Raw genomic sequence first — 16,468 nt, forward strand, 5'->3', positions numbered from 1 at the left:
CTCCTAACACTTGATCGCTTGCCAATTCACATTGTTCTCCAAATTCCATTTTCAAACGGAAACGTCCTTTTACTAATCCTCCTAGTACGTTGTAGTAGCCTCCTAAATAACCTCGTGCCCAGAAAGGATTAGGTCCGGACCCTTGTAGTAAAGCCGCTACCCCTGCACTCAGTATTGGGATACGTTTGCGAATGAAGAACAGTTTTATTTTAATACCTAATTCCCCTTGTAAGTAAACATACGTTTGTCCGTTAGCATACCATCCATTGATACCCAGTTCTCCGCTTCTGCCCTTACAATGGGCATTGCCGTAATTCTTTAACATTAAGTCTGAACCAAAGCCAGCGGCGAAACTTGCGTAGAGGAAACCTACATCAAATTTAGTATCGAAGTTCAAATGCGCTCCAAAAGCAAACCCTTTGCCTTCTTTTATCTGGTTAAGACTCTTCATATAACCGATCTCGTCAGGATTGAGTTTTAGTATTTCGGCTACCTTCGCAGGAGGCTGAGGTGCTTCGCCTATTTTAGTACCCACCATAAAGTAGGTTTGCGCTTTGATATTTAGGAAATCACCAAAACCCACTTGTAATCCCATCATCTCACGAGTAGTCCCCAAGTGATAATACCAATCTTGTGGGTCTATATGCAATACTGCACGTCCTGCTAAGCCACTATTGCCAGTCCCTCGTATTACTCCACCTGCTACATTCACGTATACTTCCATATTAGAGTGATAGGCTTTTGAAGCAAAGTCGTAACTCACATTTAGCTGTGCAAAGATAGGTGCTTTTTTGCTTTCATTGCTTTCATCTATGGTGAAATCATCAGGGATATCTGCTTTCCCTGAGTTGTCTAAATATTTGTATTTCTCATTTTTAGCCAACTCTTCCATTTTTACCACTTTCTGCACATTGTCAGCAAAGCCTTTTTGTACAGTAGCAAACGGATTGGATAGCTTATCTTGTAAAGCGTACATTACCGTTGCATTGCCATAAAAACCAATTTTTGAGAGACCTCCTCCTTTATAGGTTTGAATGTCTAATAAGGCTATAAAGGAAATCACTCTTTTGTCCTGAAAAGCTCCTAATACTCCTGCTTTGAGTCCTAACCCTATCTTTTCATCGGGAACTAACGAAAAGGCTTCTAATGCTTCTTTATCTTTAGGATTCCCCAAAGGGCGCATTTGGTAATACGCTCCTCCTATAAATCCTGTTATTTTTACGTATTGGGTGTTGATATTTAGTCCGTCTACCATAGCTTCAAAGCCCCAATAGCGGAAGTCTTTACTACCAAATACAGCATTAGCATTTACATCTACATCTAAAGATGTAATCTTGGTTGAAAGTTTTGCCTTAAACCCATTGCCGTACACTGGGTCGTTCTTCATTAGGTTTAACTCTCCACTCACTTTAGCTACTACTATATCTACATCCTCCAATTTGAGTCGGTTGATTTCAAATTTGTCGTAACTCCAGTGTTCATCGGTATTTTTAGCGTAGATATTAAAATCGCCTTCGGCTGAAAACTTATCTTTTTGTAAGCCTACCCGTATACCGAAATGTAATTGGGCTCGTTCTTCTCTGAAAGCTACACTTACATCTTTGATACTCACAGGAAAACCTGCTATTTTCTGCTCTCCTTCACAGCCAAAATACTCAGCTGATATGTAAGGTGCTTGTGTTTGTAAGGTGAATTTTTGGAAGTTAATACCTTCTAACCTGTAAAGGTTTTTATCGCTCTTAGGAGCTTCTAAAACCATCGAGCCATCAAGTACTACTTTAGGAAGAAATTCTTTATTTTTTACTTGTAATTCAACATAAGAAGAAGGGAGAATTACAGCCTTTGCTTTCCACATATCAAAGGAAATAGAGTCCAACGACGAAACGCGAAGCATATAGTTATCTTCAGAAAAACTACCGTCAAAATGAATCCCGCGTGAATCGTCTTTCTCTATCGGAATCCTAAAAGCCCCTGAGAGAGCCCCTCCTTTGAGTTTAGAAGCTACAAAATCGGCTTGTATATGGTGTATGGCATATTTCCAACCTTTCTTTTTATCCTCTGACGTACGTCCTTCTTTAAAGCTAATGATATTGTCTGCCGATAAGCTCCCCGAAAAACCATAAGCGTCCAAAAGGAAGTTAGTCGCCTTCAAACTTACTCTCCCCTCCGTTTTTTTGAACTCTTCAGGCAAGGTAACCGTGAGTTCTTGGATATAAAAACCTCGCCAACTCTCTTGTCCTGCTACTAAATACTCGTCATATCCTTGAGGGAATACCATTGCTGGAGCATTATTAGTATCACTCATATCCAAGACCATTCGCTCAGGGTGAAAGATAAAAGCTCCTTTATCTTTGTTTTGTATCTGCCTTGTGAGGGCAAAAGCAGGTAGTTTAAGCTCTACTAACAAGTTGTTAAAATCTTCAGCTTCTATAGCTACCTCGCTTTCTACATAGCCATTGGCTATAGGTTGTAACTTATTGTCAACTGGTACTATAAGTTCATTAGAGATGCGTATTATCCCTCTTAAAGCAATTTTTTTCAATCCGTTACAATCTACCTCCACGTATGTTTGGTCGTCTACCGTTTCCCCTTTTACATTTCTACCTCCTTTGAGTAAAAACGACCAGTTTTTGGTATTGCTAAGGGTTACATCACCCAATAACGACAAGTGTACATCGCCTACTAACTGACCTTCATACGAAAAAGGAATTTCAGTAGCTCCAAAGTACAGTTCCCGTTTGCCTGAAGGATTTTGGGAGTCAGGGAAAGTAATACGAGCGTAAATATTTACCCTGGTTTCGTTAGGAGAAAAAGTAGCTTTGGTAATCATCATTGCATACTCTACCCCATTCTTATTTTCCCTAATTCCCACAGGAAGTTCTGTAATATCTTGGATTTGGTTTACCCAATGGGTCTTATTTTCTAATGAAGTGAAATTTTCTTGCTCTTGTGCCCTTAAAGCACCATAGCACAATAGCAAAAGTAGTAAATAAATGCTTCTTATCTTCATAGCAATAGTCATTTTAAAGCTACAAAAGTAAATATTATTTTTCGAATTAGCAACTTTATTTATATCAAAAGCAAAAATGCACTTATATCCATCAGTGAATAGAGGTTTATTTTAACATCATTTCTATATATAATACTGATTTATAATAGTTGTGTTTACATTGTAATCTATGCGAGACTTTCTGGTAGCTTGTTCCTGTTTGTTTGATTTGTGAAGATTTATAAGATTTCTGTAGCGTAAGCTACTCTTTCCTTACGTCGAACTTACGCTAATTAATAAAAAGCTAAAAGTCGTTTTTCAGAAATATACTAGCTTTGTATAAGCCATAGCGTATGAGCATAAAAAAAGCACCTTAAAAGGCGCTTTTTTATTAATAGGGTGGAATATGGGGCTCGAACCCACGACCTTCGGAACCACAATCCGACGCTCTAACCAACTGAGCTAAAACCACCATTTATTTCGGGTGCAAAGGTAATACTTTTTTTCTAAATAGAAAATTTTTTTGATGAAAAAATGTATTTTTCAACCCCTTTTTTATAAGTCATTGTATTTCAGTGATAAAATACAAACCATTAATCACTAACTACTCATCACTAAAAATTGGTCATTTGTCATTATTGTTGTATCTTTGCCCCTTAAAACTTCAGAAGATAATGAAAGCAGGTATTGTAGGTCTCCCTAATGTGGGAAAATCAACGCTATTTAATTGTTTGTCAAATGCTAAGGCACAGAGTGCTAACTTTCCTTTTTGTACCATAGAGCCTAACTTAGGGGTGGTGAATGTTCCAGATGCGCGTCTGGAAAAGCTCGAATCGCTTGTGAATCCTGAACGCGTACAGCCCGCCACTGTTGAAATCGTGGATATAGCAGGGCTAGTGAAGGGGGCTAGCAAGGGCGAAGGTCTCGGTAACCAATTCTTGGGGAATATACGTGAGTGTCACGCCATTATCCATGTATTGCGCTGCTTTGACAATGACAATATAGTGCATGTAGATGGTTCTGTGAATCCCATTCGTGATAAGGAAACGATTGATATAGAATTACAACTCAAAGACTTAGAGACGGTAGAGAAGCGCTTGGAAAAGGTTACTCGTGCCGCTAAGGCAGGCGACAAGGTGGCACAAAAAGAATTGGCGCTTTTGGGTCGCTATAAGGAGGCACTCCTACAAGGGATTTCAGCACGTGCGGTAGCCCTTAGTGAAGAAGAGCAAGAACTTAGCCAGAGTTATCAGCTGCTCACTGCCAAACCTATCCTCTATGTATGCAATGTAGATGAGGCGGCTGCCGCTAATGGTAATACATATGTGGAGCAGGTAAGGGAAGCTGTCAAAGATGAAAATGCTCAAATCATCGTTCTTGCGGTAGCCACTGAAGCCGATATAGCCGAATTGGAGACTTATGAAGAACGCCAAATGTTTCTGCAAGATATGGGGCTAAGCGAACCCGGAGCCTCAGTGCTTATTAGGGCTGCTTATAAGCTCTTGAACCTACAAACCTATTTCACGGCAGGGGTGAAGGAAGTACGTGCTTGGACAATACCAGTAGGCGCTACTGCCCCTCAGGCTGCTGGGGTAATACACTCAGATTTTGAACGTGGTTTTATCCGTGCCGAAGTCATTGCCTACGATGATTTTATCACTTACGGAAGTGAAAGCAAGGTTAAGGAAGCAGGGAAAATGCGTGTAGAAGGAAAAGAATACATAGTCAAAGACGGAGATATTATGCATTTCCGATTCAATGTATAAAAGTGAAGAATGTATAGTGAAGAGTGAAAAGTCATAATGGTAATTTTTCACTCTTCGTTTTTCACTTTTCATTTTATTTCGTACATTTGCCCCGAATTTTTATTAGTAACACAGTGAAATTATCAAAAGAGGCTAAAACAGCCATTATTATTCTTATAGGTATAGCCAGCTTTATTTTTGGAGTGAGCTTTATCAAATCATCGTCTCTGTTCAATACAGATAAGGATTACTATGCGGTTTTCTCTCATTCGGCAGGCTTACAGTCAGGTACCAATGTTACCGCCAATGGTGTGAATATAGGTACAGTGAAGCAGGTAAAGATAGATCCACAAACGGCTAAAGTCATCGTGGCTTTCTCGGTGAAAAAGGACTTTACTTTTTCCAAGAGTACCACAGCGGAGATTTATACCAGCCTTATAGGCAATACAGGGTTACAGCTTCTTCCTGCTCTAGATGGTGCTTCTCTTGCCCAACCGGGAGATACCCTGTCCTCACATATCCAAGCCAGCCTTATGGATGCCATAGGGGAGAACCTAGAACCCACGGCTAAGAACCTCAATAAGGTACTTACATCGGTAGATTCACTGATGACAACTTTCTCTTCCACGCTCAATGCTAAAGCACAACAGGATATAAAGGAAAGTTTGGCAAACCTGAATGTTACACTTCAGAATATGAATAAGGCATCGGTGAGCCTCAATAACCTTTTGGCCTCCTCTCAAGCGCCTTTACACAAATCATTGGCGAATGTGGAGACCCTTTCAGGCAATTTCGTACAGCTAAGCGACTCTCTTTCTAAACTACAAATAGGTAAGCTCGTGGCTGATTTGGAAGGGACACTTAACCAAGTCAATGATATTCTACAAAAAGTAGAAAAAGGCAATGGTACAGTAAGCAAACTCCTTACAGATCCTAAGCTATACAACAACCTGCAGACAGCTACCTCCGAACTTGGTTTGCTTATGGAGGACATACGCCTCAATCCTAAGCGTTATGTACATATCTCTGTTTTTGGTAAGAAGAACCAAGAGTATGAGACTCCTAAAAAAGTAGAAACACCTATCTCGGAGAGAAATTAGTTATTAGTGGTTAGTAGTTAGTGGTTGGAAGCTAACAACTAACCACTAATAACTAAAAACTAATCACTAACAACTAAAAACTGATTCCTTGTTTATACTATTAGTCATAGTGGGCATTGCCCTTTTTGCTTACAATATGCGTAGGCTCCGCCGTAATATTCGCTTAGGGACAGTAGTGGAAACTACTGATCATAAGCGGGAGCGGCTTATGCGTATGCTTCGCTTGGCATTAGGACAAGGGAAAATGGGGGTGCGTCCCGTGGCTGGGTTATTACACCTTTTCGTATATGTGGGCTTTGTGGTGATCAATATAGAGGTATTGGAAATTCTTATTGATGGTATTTTCTCCACTCACCGCGTTTTTGGTTTTATGGGGACTTTCTATAATGTTCTCATTGGTGCCTTTGAGTGTTTGGCACTCTTGGTTTTGGTGGGTGTGGTTACTTTCTATATACGTAGGAATGTGCTTAAGATTTCTCGCTTCCGCAAAAAGGAATTGGTAGGAAAGGCAAGTCGTGATGCCAATATCATTCTCTGGGCTGAAATGGTGATGATGACCCTCTTTTTGGTCATGAATGCTTGTGATAGTCTCTTGCAAATCAGGGAAGTAGCCCCTTATGCTAAGGTAGGTGCTTTTCCAATAAGCCAATGGCTTACGCCACTTTTTTCTTCCCTTTCAACCCCTGTACTCATCGCCATAGAACGCACCGCTTGGTGGGGGCATATCATAGGGATATTTGCCTTTCTCAATTACCTGTATTACTCCAAACACTTACATATTCTCTTGGCTTTCCCTTATACCTATTATGCACCTATAAAGCCTAAAGCAGCTTTGGATAATCTGCCTACAGTAACCAAAGAGGTTCAACTGATGCTTGGTACGATAGAGGATAATGGGGAATCAGAGGAAGAAACGCCCACTTTCGGAGCTGCAGATGTAATGCATTTGAGCCGAGTGCAATTGCTCGCTGCGTATAGCTGTACCGAATGTGGTCGCTGCACGGATGAATGTCCTGCCAACCAAACCGGCAAGCTACTTTCTCCTCGTAAAATCATGATGGATACCCGCCGAAGAACACAGGAGGTGGGGCAAAATATCCAAAAGAACAAAGGTACGTTCGTGCCTGATAATAAGCAACTCCTAGGCGATTACATAACCCCAGAAGAGTTGTGGGCTTGTACCACTTGTGCCGCCTGTGTGGAGGCCTGTCCTATGGAAATCAGCCCTATGTCCATTATCTTGGATATGCGCCGCTATGTGGTTATGGAACAATCGGCGGCTCCTGCTTCGCTTAATAAAATGATGACCCAAATGGAGAATACTTCCTCCCCATGGGGTTACAATCCTTCAGAACGAGAAAAAATATGGAAAGAATAGGAAAGTTGTGTTTTTTTTCGTAACTTTGTTCCTTACAACAAATCATTAAATAACCTATTAATCAGATATAATATGTATAAAGTAGTACTATTACGTCATGGACAAAGTGAATGGAACAAACTCAACCTATTCACAGGTTGGCAAGATGTAGATCTTACCGAGCAAGGAGTACAAGAGGCACGTGAGGCAGGTCGTGTGCTTAAGGAAGAGGGCTTCCGCTTTGATGTGGCTTATACTTCGGTACTCAAGAGGGCTATCAAAACACTTAATAACGCCTTGGAAGTTATGGGTGAGCTATGGGTACCTACCTATAAGAGTTGGCGCCTGAATGAGAAGAGTTATGGGGCTTTGCAAGGTCTTAACAAGGCTGAAACTGCTGCCAAATACGGAGAAGACCAAGTACTCCTATGGAGACGCTCGTACGATGTACAACCTCCTTTGTTAGAGGAAAGTGATGAACGTCACCCCTCTCATGATCGCCGTTACAATGCCCTTACCAAGGAAGAAAAAACAGCAGGAGAGAGCCTTAAGGATTGCTACGATCGTATGCTTCCCCTATGGTTCAGCGATATAGCTCCTGCTATCAAGGAAGGGAAAAGTGTGATTATTGCCGCTCATGGCAACAGCTTGCGCTCCTTAGTACAATATTTGGACAGTCTTTCTGAGGAAGAAATTCTAAAACTCAATATCCCTACGGGAGTGCCTTTGGTATATGAATTGGATGCTGACCTTAAGCCTATCAAGCACTACTACTTAGGCGACCAAGAGGCTATTGCCGCTGCTATTAACAGCGTAGCCAACCAAGGAAAAAGCAAATAAATTTTGAGGAATAACTCAAAATAAGAATCAATAATTTACAACTATCTAAGACGCAATTATTGTGCCTCTACTTTTCTAAGGCGCAATAAATTGCGTCTTTACCTTTTTATGACTGAATGAATTGCGTTTCTATTTTTCTAAGATGCAATAAATAGCGTCTCTACCTTTCTAAGATGCAATAAATAGCGTCTCTACCTTTCTAAGATACAATAAATAGCGTCTCTACCTTTCTAAGACGCAATAAATTGCGTCTCTACACGAACGTTGGCTAAGACGATTCTTTGTTTGGCATGGTCTTCCGTAGAGACGCAATTTATTGCGTCTTATTACGAATAGCCAATAATTTCCTTATGTTAATGTGAGTTTGACCTAAGCAAAATTATATTTTACCTCCCACAAAGCCAGCGAGTGCTCACAGCTGGATATGTGAAACACGGATTTTCACGTAGAAAAGGATACAGCTAAGCGTAACGCTGTAATTTTCATGGATAAATAAGACCTTTAGTCTTATGAAAATCTGTGAAATCTGCGAAAATCAGTGGGAGCTTCATTATATCGAACTTACATTAATTAGGTGAAAAATAAAAGGTAACAGATAAAATTTCTCTGTTACCTTTTATTTTTATTATTTGATGTTATTTGATGATGTCAAATCCTGTATATTTGCGTAATACTTCAGGGATGACGATACCTTCTGGGGTTTGATAGTTTTCCAAGATACCAGCCAAGACACGCGGTAGCGCTAAAGAGCTACCATTGAGTGTGTGGGCGAGTTGAGGCTTGCCTTCGCTGTTGCGGAAACGAAGCTTAAGTCGGTTGGCTTGGAAAGTCTCAAAGTTGGACACGGAACTGATTTCTAGCCATTTTTCTTGGGCGGTGGAATATACCTCAAAGTCATAAGTAATGGCAGAGGTAAAGCCCAAATCCCCTCCACAGAGGCGCAAGATACGGTAAGGGAGTTTCAGCTCGTTGAGGATTCCCTTTACGTGTTCTACCATTTGATCAAGAGCTGCATAGGAATGGTCGGGGTGCTCTATACGAACAATCTCCACTTTGTCAAACTGGTGCAAGCGGTTCAGACCTCTCACATGGGCACCATAGCTACCTGCTTCGCGACGGAAGCAAGGGGTATAGGCGGTACAGCGGATAGGAAGATCACTCTCGGAGAGGATCACATCGCGGAAGATATTCGTTACAGGTACCTCAGCGGTAGGGATAAGGTAAAGGTTATCTATCTGCACATGGTACATCTGTCCTTCCTTGTCAGGAAGTTGTCCTGTGCCGTAGCCAGAGTCCTGATTGACCATGTGAGGGACTTGGTATTCCTGATAACCAGCCTCGGTATTCTTGTCCAAGAAGTAGGAGATGAGCGCTCTCTGCAGCTTTGCCCCTTTGTCCTTATAGACAGGGAAGCCTGCTCCTGTGAGTTTTACTCCTAATTCAAAGTCAATGATGTTGTATTTTTTCGCCAATTCCCAGTGGGGGAGGGCACCCTCAAAGAGGTGAGGGATCTCGCCTGCTTGGAATACAGTAAGGTTGTCCTCTGCTGTTTTTCCTTCAGGGACAATTGCATTGGGGATATTAGGAATACGATAGAGGATATTATTGAGCGCGTTGACAGTTTCCTCAAGGGAAGCAGTGTATTGCTTGACTTGTTCTTTGAGGTCTGCAGTTTGTTCTTTAGCTTGTTCTGCTTCCTGTCTCTTGCCTTCCTTCATCAGGGCACCAATCTCTTTGGAGAGTTTGTTGCTTTCTGCAAGGGCATTGTCCAATTTGGTTTGTATAAGGCGGCGGTTCTCATCTAAAGAGATAGCCTCCTCTACGAGTTCTAATTCTTTAAAGTTTCTCTTCTTTAATCCGTTGATTACGAGATCTTTGTTTTCTCGGATGTAGCTGATTTGTAACATAGTAATTGATTTTAAGTAAAAGGTGAAAAGAGAACAGTGAAAAGTGAATCACTCGTCACTTGTCATTATTTAAGGACTCTACTAGTCTTGGCATAGGCTTTTTGCCAATAGTCTTCTGAGAGGCTTGATACGGTAATACCTTGGGAGACGGAGGCGTGTATGAATTTCACTTCATCACCTACACCTACTACTATTCCCACATGGCTGATGCGGTTGCGCTTACGGTTGGTCTTGAAGAAGAGTAGGTCTCCTACTTCGGCTTGGCTTAAAGGGATGTCTCTGCCTTGGGTGGACATCTCAATAGAGGAGCGGCTCAAAGGGACATTGATAGCGCTGAAAGCGGTACTTACAAAACCAGAACAATCCATACCACTACGACTGGTACCCGCCCACTTGTAGGGGGTGCCTATATAAGAATAGGCCGAGTCAATTAGGGTAACGATACGATCTTCAGCACCTAAAGCAGCCATATCGGGTTTGATGAGCAATTCTGCTTTTCGGCTAATGGGCATAGCCGACTCGTCAATGACTTCCCTCTCGTAGCGGGAGATGTTCCCAAAATCGGTAGCTGCAATGAGCATATCATTGGCACCTTCCATGTAAGAGGGATTATCAACTAATTCACGAGCAGGACGGTTCTGGGCATGCACAGAGGAAAGACCTGCTAAGAGCGTAAAGGTAAAGATAGGAAATATTTTTTTCATAGATTTATTTTTGATAAATATCTTTTACAAAAGTATAAAAATTACTCTTCTAGCACAAGCTACAAGCCTGCGCCAGTATGTGAAAATGAACCCCTTAGGGAGAACTCAATAGCGTTTTGCAAAGTTACGGAATTAATTGATTACTTGTTTAGTTTTTTTCTATTTTGTTGATAAAAATATTTTTTTGTTCATATCAAATGTTAAACAAGCATGAAACATACGGTACGACTAGTAAAAATTTATTATATTTGCGCCAAAAATATGACACAGCTCTTCTCCACCAAACACCTTTCCTTGGCTCAGTTGCAGACCTTCTCTTCAGCAGGCTTTGCGCTGGAGATGAGCGATTTTATTAAGATAGTACCCGCTGCTCCCATAGCTAGTGTTCCTATGGCTGACTACTTTCTGCTAACGAGTCAAAATACCCTACATGCCTTGCGCTCTATGCCTTGTTATTCCCAATTGCCACACAAAAGGGCTTTTTGTGTAGGAGAGAAAACCCGAAAGCTCCTCGAGGCGGAGGGTTGGGAAGTGGTGGTTTCGTTTGACTATGCCAAGCAGTTAGCTTCCTTTTTGGTCAAGCATTATGCTACCAGTTCGTTTGTCTTCTTCTGTGGAGAAAAACGAATGGACACCTTACCTACTACTTTGAGAGCAAATCATATACAACTCCAAGAGTGTCTTACCTACCATACACAGCTTACTCCTGTAAAGCTCACCAAGCGCTATGAGGGGTTACTTTTCTTCAGTCCCTCAGCAATAGAGAGTTATTTGGTAGAGAACTCCTTTGCAGGGGAGAAGGTGGTATGTATAGGGACTACTACCCAAGCGGCATTGCCCGAAGGAGTAGAGAGCTATCTGGCTGAACGACCTACTGTGGAGAGTGTATTGGAGTGCTGCAAAGCATTATTTATAAACAGATAAACCTACTGACTCATGATAAAAAATGATCTTTTTCTAAGAATTTTAAAGGGTGAAACCACCGAGCGACCTGCTGTATGGATGATGCGCCAAGCAGGGCGTTACCTACCAGAGTTTCGCGCCTTAAGGGATAAGTATGACTTCTTCACGCGCTGCCGTACACCTGAGTTAGTAGCCGATATTACCACTCAGCCTGTGGATATAGTAGGGGTGGATGCGGCTATACTCTTCAGCGATATCCTAGTAGTACCCCAAGCAATGGGAATAGAGATAGAGATGAAGGAGCAGGTAGGGCCTTTCCTGCCGCACCCTATTCGTTCGCAAGCGGATATAGAGAAAGTACATATCCCCGATGTCTCTCATGAACTTGGTTATGTGATGGAGGGGATACGCCTTACAAAAGAACGCTTGGCCGATAGGGTTCCCCTTATAGGCTTTGCAGGAGCACCATGGACGATTTTCTGCTATGCAGTAGAGGGCAAGGGTTCCAAAAACTTTGATGTAGCAAAATCATTTGCTTTCTCTCATCCACAGTGGGCGCATAGCTTACTGCAAAAAATCACTGACACCACGATTGCTTATCTCAAAGAAAAAGTAAAAGCAGGGGTAGATGCCTTGCAGCTTTTTGATAGCTGGGGAGGGGTACTTTCCCCAGAGGATTATCGCTTATACTCTTGGCGTTATACTCAACAAATTGTAGAGGCACTCTCCGAGCAAGTACCTGTCATTGTCTTTGCCAAAGGCTGCTGGTATACCTTGCCAGAGATGAGTCAGAGTAAGGCAGCAGCCTTGGGAATAGACTGGAGCTGTAGTCCAGCAATGGCTCGTGAGCTTACAGGGGGCAAAAAAGTTCTCCAAGGAAACCTAGACCCTGCTTGGCTGCTTTCTTCTCCTGAACTTATCAAAGAAAAAACTTGGCAAATGATTCGAGCCTTTGGCAAAGAACACTATATAGCTAACTTAGGTCACGGCATATTGCCCCATGTACCTGTGGCACATGCGCAGGCTTTTGTAGAGGCCGTAAAGACCTTTAAGGAGTCATAAGTTCAATAGCTTTGGCGACTCCAGTGGAGGCTTTTTGAGCAATCACAGTTAGGTCGCCCTTACTATGTAAGGACGGATTCGGGTCTATATAGAAGACTGGAGTTCCTTCTTTTCTATAATTCATTAGGCCAGCGGCAGGATATACTTGCAAGGAGGTGCCAATGACCATGAGCACATCGGCTGTATATACTTCCGCTATGGCCTTATCCAGCATGGGGACTTCCTCCCCGAACCACACTATATGGGGGCGCAGTTGGGCACCCGTAGGGCTTTTGTCCCCCACATGGATATCTCCTGTACAAGGATAGGTTGTGGTAGGGTCATCTACCCCACGGCTTTTGAGGAGTTCGCCATGTAGGTGTATAATATGCTGGCTACCTGCTCGCTCGTGTAGATCATCTACATTCTGAGTGATAACCACTACATGGAACCGCTTTTCCAACTGTACCAAGAGGCGATGTGCCTGGTTGGGTTCCACTTCCTTGAGCTGACGACGGCGTTGGTTATAGAAATCCAATACCAAGGCAGGATTGGCAGCAAAGCCCTCTGGGGTAGCTACTTCATTGACATCGTAACCCTCCCATAGGCCTCCTGAATCACGGAAGGTACTAATGCCACTTTCCGCACTGATACCTGCACCAGTAAGTACCACTAATTTTTTCATAATTTATTGGGGTATCTAATCTACAAATCTTTTAAAATAACCACATTCGGCTATGACCTCTTGGTAATACTTCGTATGCGCATACCCGCGTAGTTCCTCAAAAGCCTCCCATCTGTAATGCAAGCCCTTGTCCAATGACTCTCGGGTATATTCATCTTTGCAGAAAAAGTTCTTGTTATAATACTCATTGCGCTCTACTTTTGCCAGCATATAGATTATTCTTGCCTTTTGCTCATCATTGGAGGCATATTCCTTGGCTAAGAGATAGTACTTTTTGGCTTGTTTCATGTTGAGCAATACATCCCAATACTCGGGGCTAACACGGTAGCTATATTCGTCAATGATGCTGTTATAATAGAAAAAGCGTACACTACCAAAATAAGAAGCATTGTAGAAAGCATTTCCTACCAATAGCGCATTGTTGTAGATATCCTCTTTTTTGGCTATTTTATCTTCCATTTCTTTCACTTTCTCGAGGAAAGACAGTTTGGTATATTTCACCTTTTGGGGTAGTGCATGCTCGCAATCAGCACAGTCCTTAATCTTGCCATTGAATGGGTTAGCAGGCAGGATTGCCTTTTCCTGTGATGTTTTCTTCATAAGGGCAATAGCCTCAGGGAGTTTATCCTCATAGAAAGCATGGATAGCCTTACTCTCGTAGATATCATTGAGAGTATACTGATATTTCTTAGCCCAAAAAGTCTCCCAAGGGGTTTTGTTTTTCTTTAGCAAAAACTGTTCCATAGCCACTGAAAGTTCCTCTTTTCTGTAATATCCTTTGCTCGTATGGGTCAGCTCAGCCATAAGAGGATTGTTCTCTGCCTTATAGAGCATAGAGAGGTATTTTCCGATAAAAGCAATAGCATAGCCACTTCGCAACGCCTCTTGTCCTTCAGGGGCTTTGTATTCCCATAGCCAAGGCAAGTCCTTGAGGAGTTTTTGTTCCGCCTGAGGGGTAATACGCTCTAAGGCAGAGACTTCGTTGAATAGGCTAATGAGGCGTACTTGTGCCTTTTGGACAGGGCTATCAGCCACTTTTTCCGCCTTGGAGAGGAAAGAACGAGCCTCGTTGAACTCATTTCGGAACATAGCTACATAACCTGCCGCCACTTGCCACAGATAAGGGTTAGCTACCTTCTTATCCTTGGCGGTGGACAAGATCCAATCGGTGGGATAGGAAAGGGTAGCTATCGCGCGGGTATGCTCGTGGTAGCTCTTATAGGAGTTAATGGCTTCTCCGTAAGCATCGAAAATATTTATTTTAGACTCCAGCCGATTGATATAGCGAGAGAGTAGAAAATCTGTATAAGGAGACTGACTATCAAGGGAAAGGATTTTTTCAATAGCATCTTTTTCACTATTGTAGTAGCCGTCCATAGCCCATAGAGCGCATTGCTCTTGGGTGGAAAGCCCTGAGGTTAGCTCACCAAGCTGCTCAGCGGAGAGCGGACGATACTCGTAAGTAACTATTTGTCGCAACGTAGGCACTTTGTTAAATATCTGAGCTAGTAGAGGGGTACTCTTGGTATAGTCTTTTTGAGCGGTATAGGCACCTGCTACATAGTGCATGGCACGATAGTAGAGGTCAGTACGTGGTTGAGCCCCCTCTGTTTGCTTAAAGTAATCAATCACCGAGGAGCGGTTGGCTGAATAGAACTTTAGGCGCAAGACTTGGTACCACATTCTATGGGCGAAGAACTGATCCTTGTCCTTTAGGGCGTCTTGGTAGAGGGCTTCGGCCTTGTTGATTTCTGCTTGCTGGGTATGTGCTACCTTACGACTGTCATAATCCCAAGGGTCATAGGGCTGATTGGTAGCGAACTCGTTGCCTCTGGCTATGGTAAGCAAGGAGAAGAAGCGCTGCACTTTCTTATCGGTTGAGGAGGATTTTTGTATTTCTGGTAAGGCTTTTTCATCATAGAGAAAGTACTTGATTTTCTCCTTGGAAAGGGCTTTTCCCAAGTACTCTGACCAGTTTTGGATATCGGTCTGGGAGAAATCCCTTGACTGCTTATCTATATAGTTATTCCCATAAAAGAGGTAGTTACTATCATAGAAAAGCGGGGTGTAGGATTTTTGAGATACGGTAACTTCTGGTGAGAATACCGAATTGTAATCATAGCCCATAAAGCCATCATCACAAGCATAGAGGTAGGTGCCATACGCGGTGGCTGAAAGTAAACATAGCTTAGCGCAGTTTTTTAAAAAAGTTCTTTTCATAGGTGTCAATATTTTTGTTTAGATCATATAAAATAATTTCTTTGGGGGCAGACTTTAGGTACTTAGTAAGGTCAGCCTTCATGGTCAAAAGGTCGCTCTGGTTTATCTCTTCTACCTTGATCACATCACCTTTCTGCCAACGTTGTCCCTTGTAGGTCATCGCTTCAGTAACTAAGTAGCAATCGCTATTGCCCATACGACTGAGTTGGCTAAGTGTATCAGCTTCCGCAAATGAAAATCCTCCGACAAGGTCGGTTACCTCTCCAGCGATAGAGTGTACACCCCAGCTGAATATAGGTAGGGCTACCTTCAGCGGTAGGGGATAGCTACGCAGAGCAGGTAAGTATTTCTCAGCGGTGGCACGGTCATAGATAGAGTTAGCTCCCGTGGCGGTAATTTTGCCCATATTATAGTACATCAGCACCCCATAATTCACAGGAGGAATACCCGTACGGTCATGGTACTTGACCTGATGGAGACGAATGGTAGCTGAAAGTTGATAAGGGGTCTTTGCCTTGAAATACTTGATAAAATCAAAATAACGTTCCTTACTCCTAAGTGACCAATCACAATCTAGCTGTACTTCCTTGACAGTTAGGTTATAGGTGTGATTGATTTGCGTTATATACTTACTGAGCTTTTCAGCGAGCAGTTCTGCTGATACCTTGTCGCTTAGGAAAACCTCATTCTTGAGATAGATGACAGGAATGACCTCCTTGTCCTTCAGCGTAATTGTGTCCAACTCCACAGGGGCATCAGGGATAGCCTCCCCTCCGCTTAAGATGATATCACAATAACGGATATAGAGTTTTTGGATAGCATACTCCGAGAGAAACTGCTGCTGGGGAGTATCTAAGGAAAAGCGCGTTTTCCAATAATACACACTAAGCGTAGCAGGGGCAGCTTGCTTGTGGCATGCTCCAAAGAGTAAAACTAATAGGGATAATAGTAGTTTTTTCATACACTCTGCAAAAAAT

12 protein-coding genes and 1 tRNA gene are annotated in these 16,468 nt (G+C 42.4%); 6 read left to right on the forward strand and 7 right to left on the reverse strand.

Annotated features, from left to right (window positions below; genetic code table 11):
* Positions 1–3,022 (reverse strand): hypothetical protein (locus tag Q0625_RS14720; RefSeq protein ID WP_366125072.1); only part of this gene is annotated, 3,022 nt, incomplete at its 3' end.
* Between the two features lie 364 nt (positions 3,023–3,386).
* A tRNA-His gene (locus Q0625_RS14725) sits at positions 3,387–3,462 on the reverse strand.
* 201 nt (positions 3,463–3,663) lie between these two features.
* On the opposite strand from Q0625_RS14725, the gene ychF reads away from it, so the two are divergent.
* The 4 genes from ychF (at position 3,664) to gpmA (ending at position 8,031) form a co-directional block, all read left to right on the forward strand.
* Positions 3,664–4,755: a redox-regulated ATPase YchF gene (gene ychF, locus Q0625_RS14730; protein ID WP_298828953.1), complete on the forward strand. Its 1,092-nt coding sequence runs from the start codon at positions 3,664–3,666 to the stop codon at positions 4,753–4,755.
* Between the two features lie 113 nt (positions 4,756–4,868).
* Positions 4,869–5,834, forward strand: coding sequence for an MlaD family protein (locus tag Q0625_RS14735; protein ID WP_298828956.1), 966 nt, complete (start codon positions 4,869–4,871; stop codon positions 5,832–5,834).
* A gap of 88 nt (positions 5,835–5,922) precedes the next feature.
* Entirely contained in the window at positions 5,923–7,212 is a 1,290-nt protein-coding gene (locus tag Q0625_RS14740) for a (Fe-S)-binding protein (RefSeq protein WP_298828958.1), read from the forward strand.
* A gap of 72 nt (positions 7,213–7,284) precedes the next feature.
* The gene (gpmA, locus tag Q0625_RS14745; RefSeq protein WP_298828960.1) at positions 7,285–8,031 is read left to right on the forward strand and encodes a 2,3-diphosphoglycerate-dependent phosphoglycerate mutase; all 747 of its coding nucleotides are present in this window, start codon (positions 7,285–7,287) and stop codon (positions 8,029–8,031) included.
* A gap of 635 nt (positions 8,032–8,666) precedes the next feature.
* Here the strand turns inward: gpmA and serS are convergent.
* Together serS and Q0625_RS14755 are read right to left on the reverse strand one after the other, a co-directional pair.
* Positions 8,667–9,938 (reverse strand): serine--tRNA ligase, encoded by a 1,272-nt coding sequence (gene serS, locus Q0625_RS14750; protein ID WP_298828961.1) that lies wholly within the window; start codon positions 9,936–9,938, stop codon positions 8,667–8,669.
* A 65-nt stretch (positions 9,939–10,003) separates the two neighbouring features.
* On the reverse strand, positions 10,004–10,642 hold the full coding sequence (locus tag Q0625_RS14755) for a C40 family peptidase (RefSeq protein ID WP_298828963.1): 639 nt from the start codon (positions 10,640–10,642) through the stop codon (positions 10,004–10,006).
* Between the two features lie 261 nt (positions 10,643–10,903).
* Here Q0625_RS14755 and Q0625_RS14760 point away from each other — a divergent pair, with 261 nt between their 5' ends.
* Complete coding sequence (locus Q0625_RS14760) at positions 10,904–11,566, forward strand: uroporphyrinogen-III synthase (RefSeq protein ID WP_298828965.1); 663 nt, start codon at positions 10,904–10,906, stop codon at positions 11,564–11,566.
* A 12-nt stretch (positions 11,567–11,578) separates the two neighbouring features.
* Positions 11,579–12,607 (forward strand): uroporphyrinogen decarboxylase, encoded by a 1,029-nt coding sequence (hemE, locus tag Q0625_RS14765; RefSeq protein ID WP_298828967.1) that lies wholly within the window; start codon positions 11,579–11,581, stop codon positions 12,605–12,607.
* Here hemE and Q0625_RS14770 read toward each other — a convergent pair.
* The 3 genes from Q0625_RS14770 to Q0625_RS14780 are packed head-to-tail and all read right to left on the reverse strand — an operon-like array spanning position 12,594 to position 16,452.
* Positions 12,594–13,271 carry an NAD-dependent deacylase gene (locus tag Q0625_RS14770; RefSeq protein WP_298828969.1) on the reverse strand — a complete coding sequence of 226 codons (678 nt, stop codon included), beginning with the start codon at positions 13,269–13,271 and terminating at the stop codon, positions 12,594–12,596. The two genes, hemE and Q0625_RS14770, sit on opposite strands and share 14 nt — an antisense overlap.
* 15 nt (positions 13,272–13,286) lie before the next feature.
* A complete protein-coding gene (locus tag Q0625_RS14775; protein WP_298828971.1) occupies positions 13,287–15,491 on the reverse strand; it encodes a hypothetical protein in 2,205 nt (734 codons plus the stop codon).
* A complete protein-coding gene (locus Q0625_RS14780) occupies positions 15,460–16,452 on the reverse strand; it encodes a hypothetical protein (RefSeq protein ID WP_298828973.1) in 993 nt (330 codons plus the stop codon). Before Q0625_RS14780 ends, Q0625_RS14775 begins: the two co-directional genes overlap by 32 nt.
* Positions 16,453–16,468 lie beyond the last annotated feature (16 nt).

Origin of the sequence: uncultured Capnocytophaga sp. (assembly GCF_938029845.1) — a bacterium.
GTDB lineage: Bacteria > Bacteroidota > Bacteroidia > Flavobacteriales > Flavobacteriaceae > Capnocytophaga.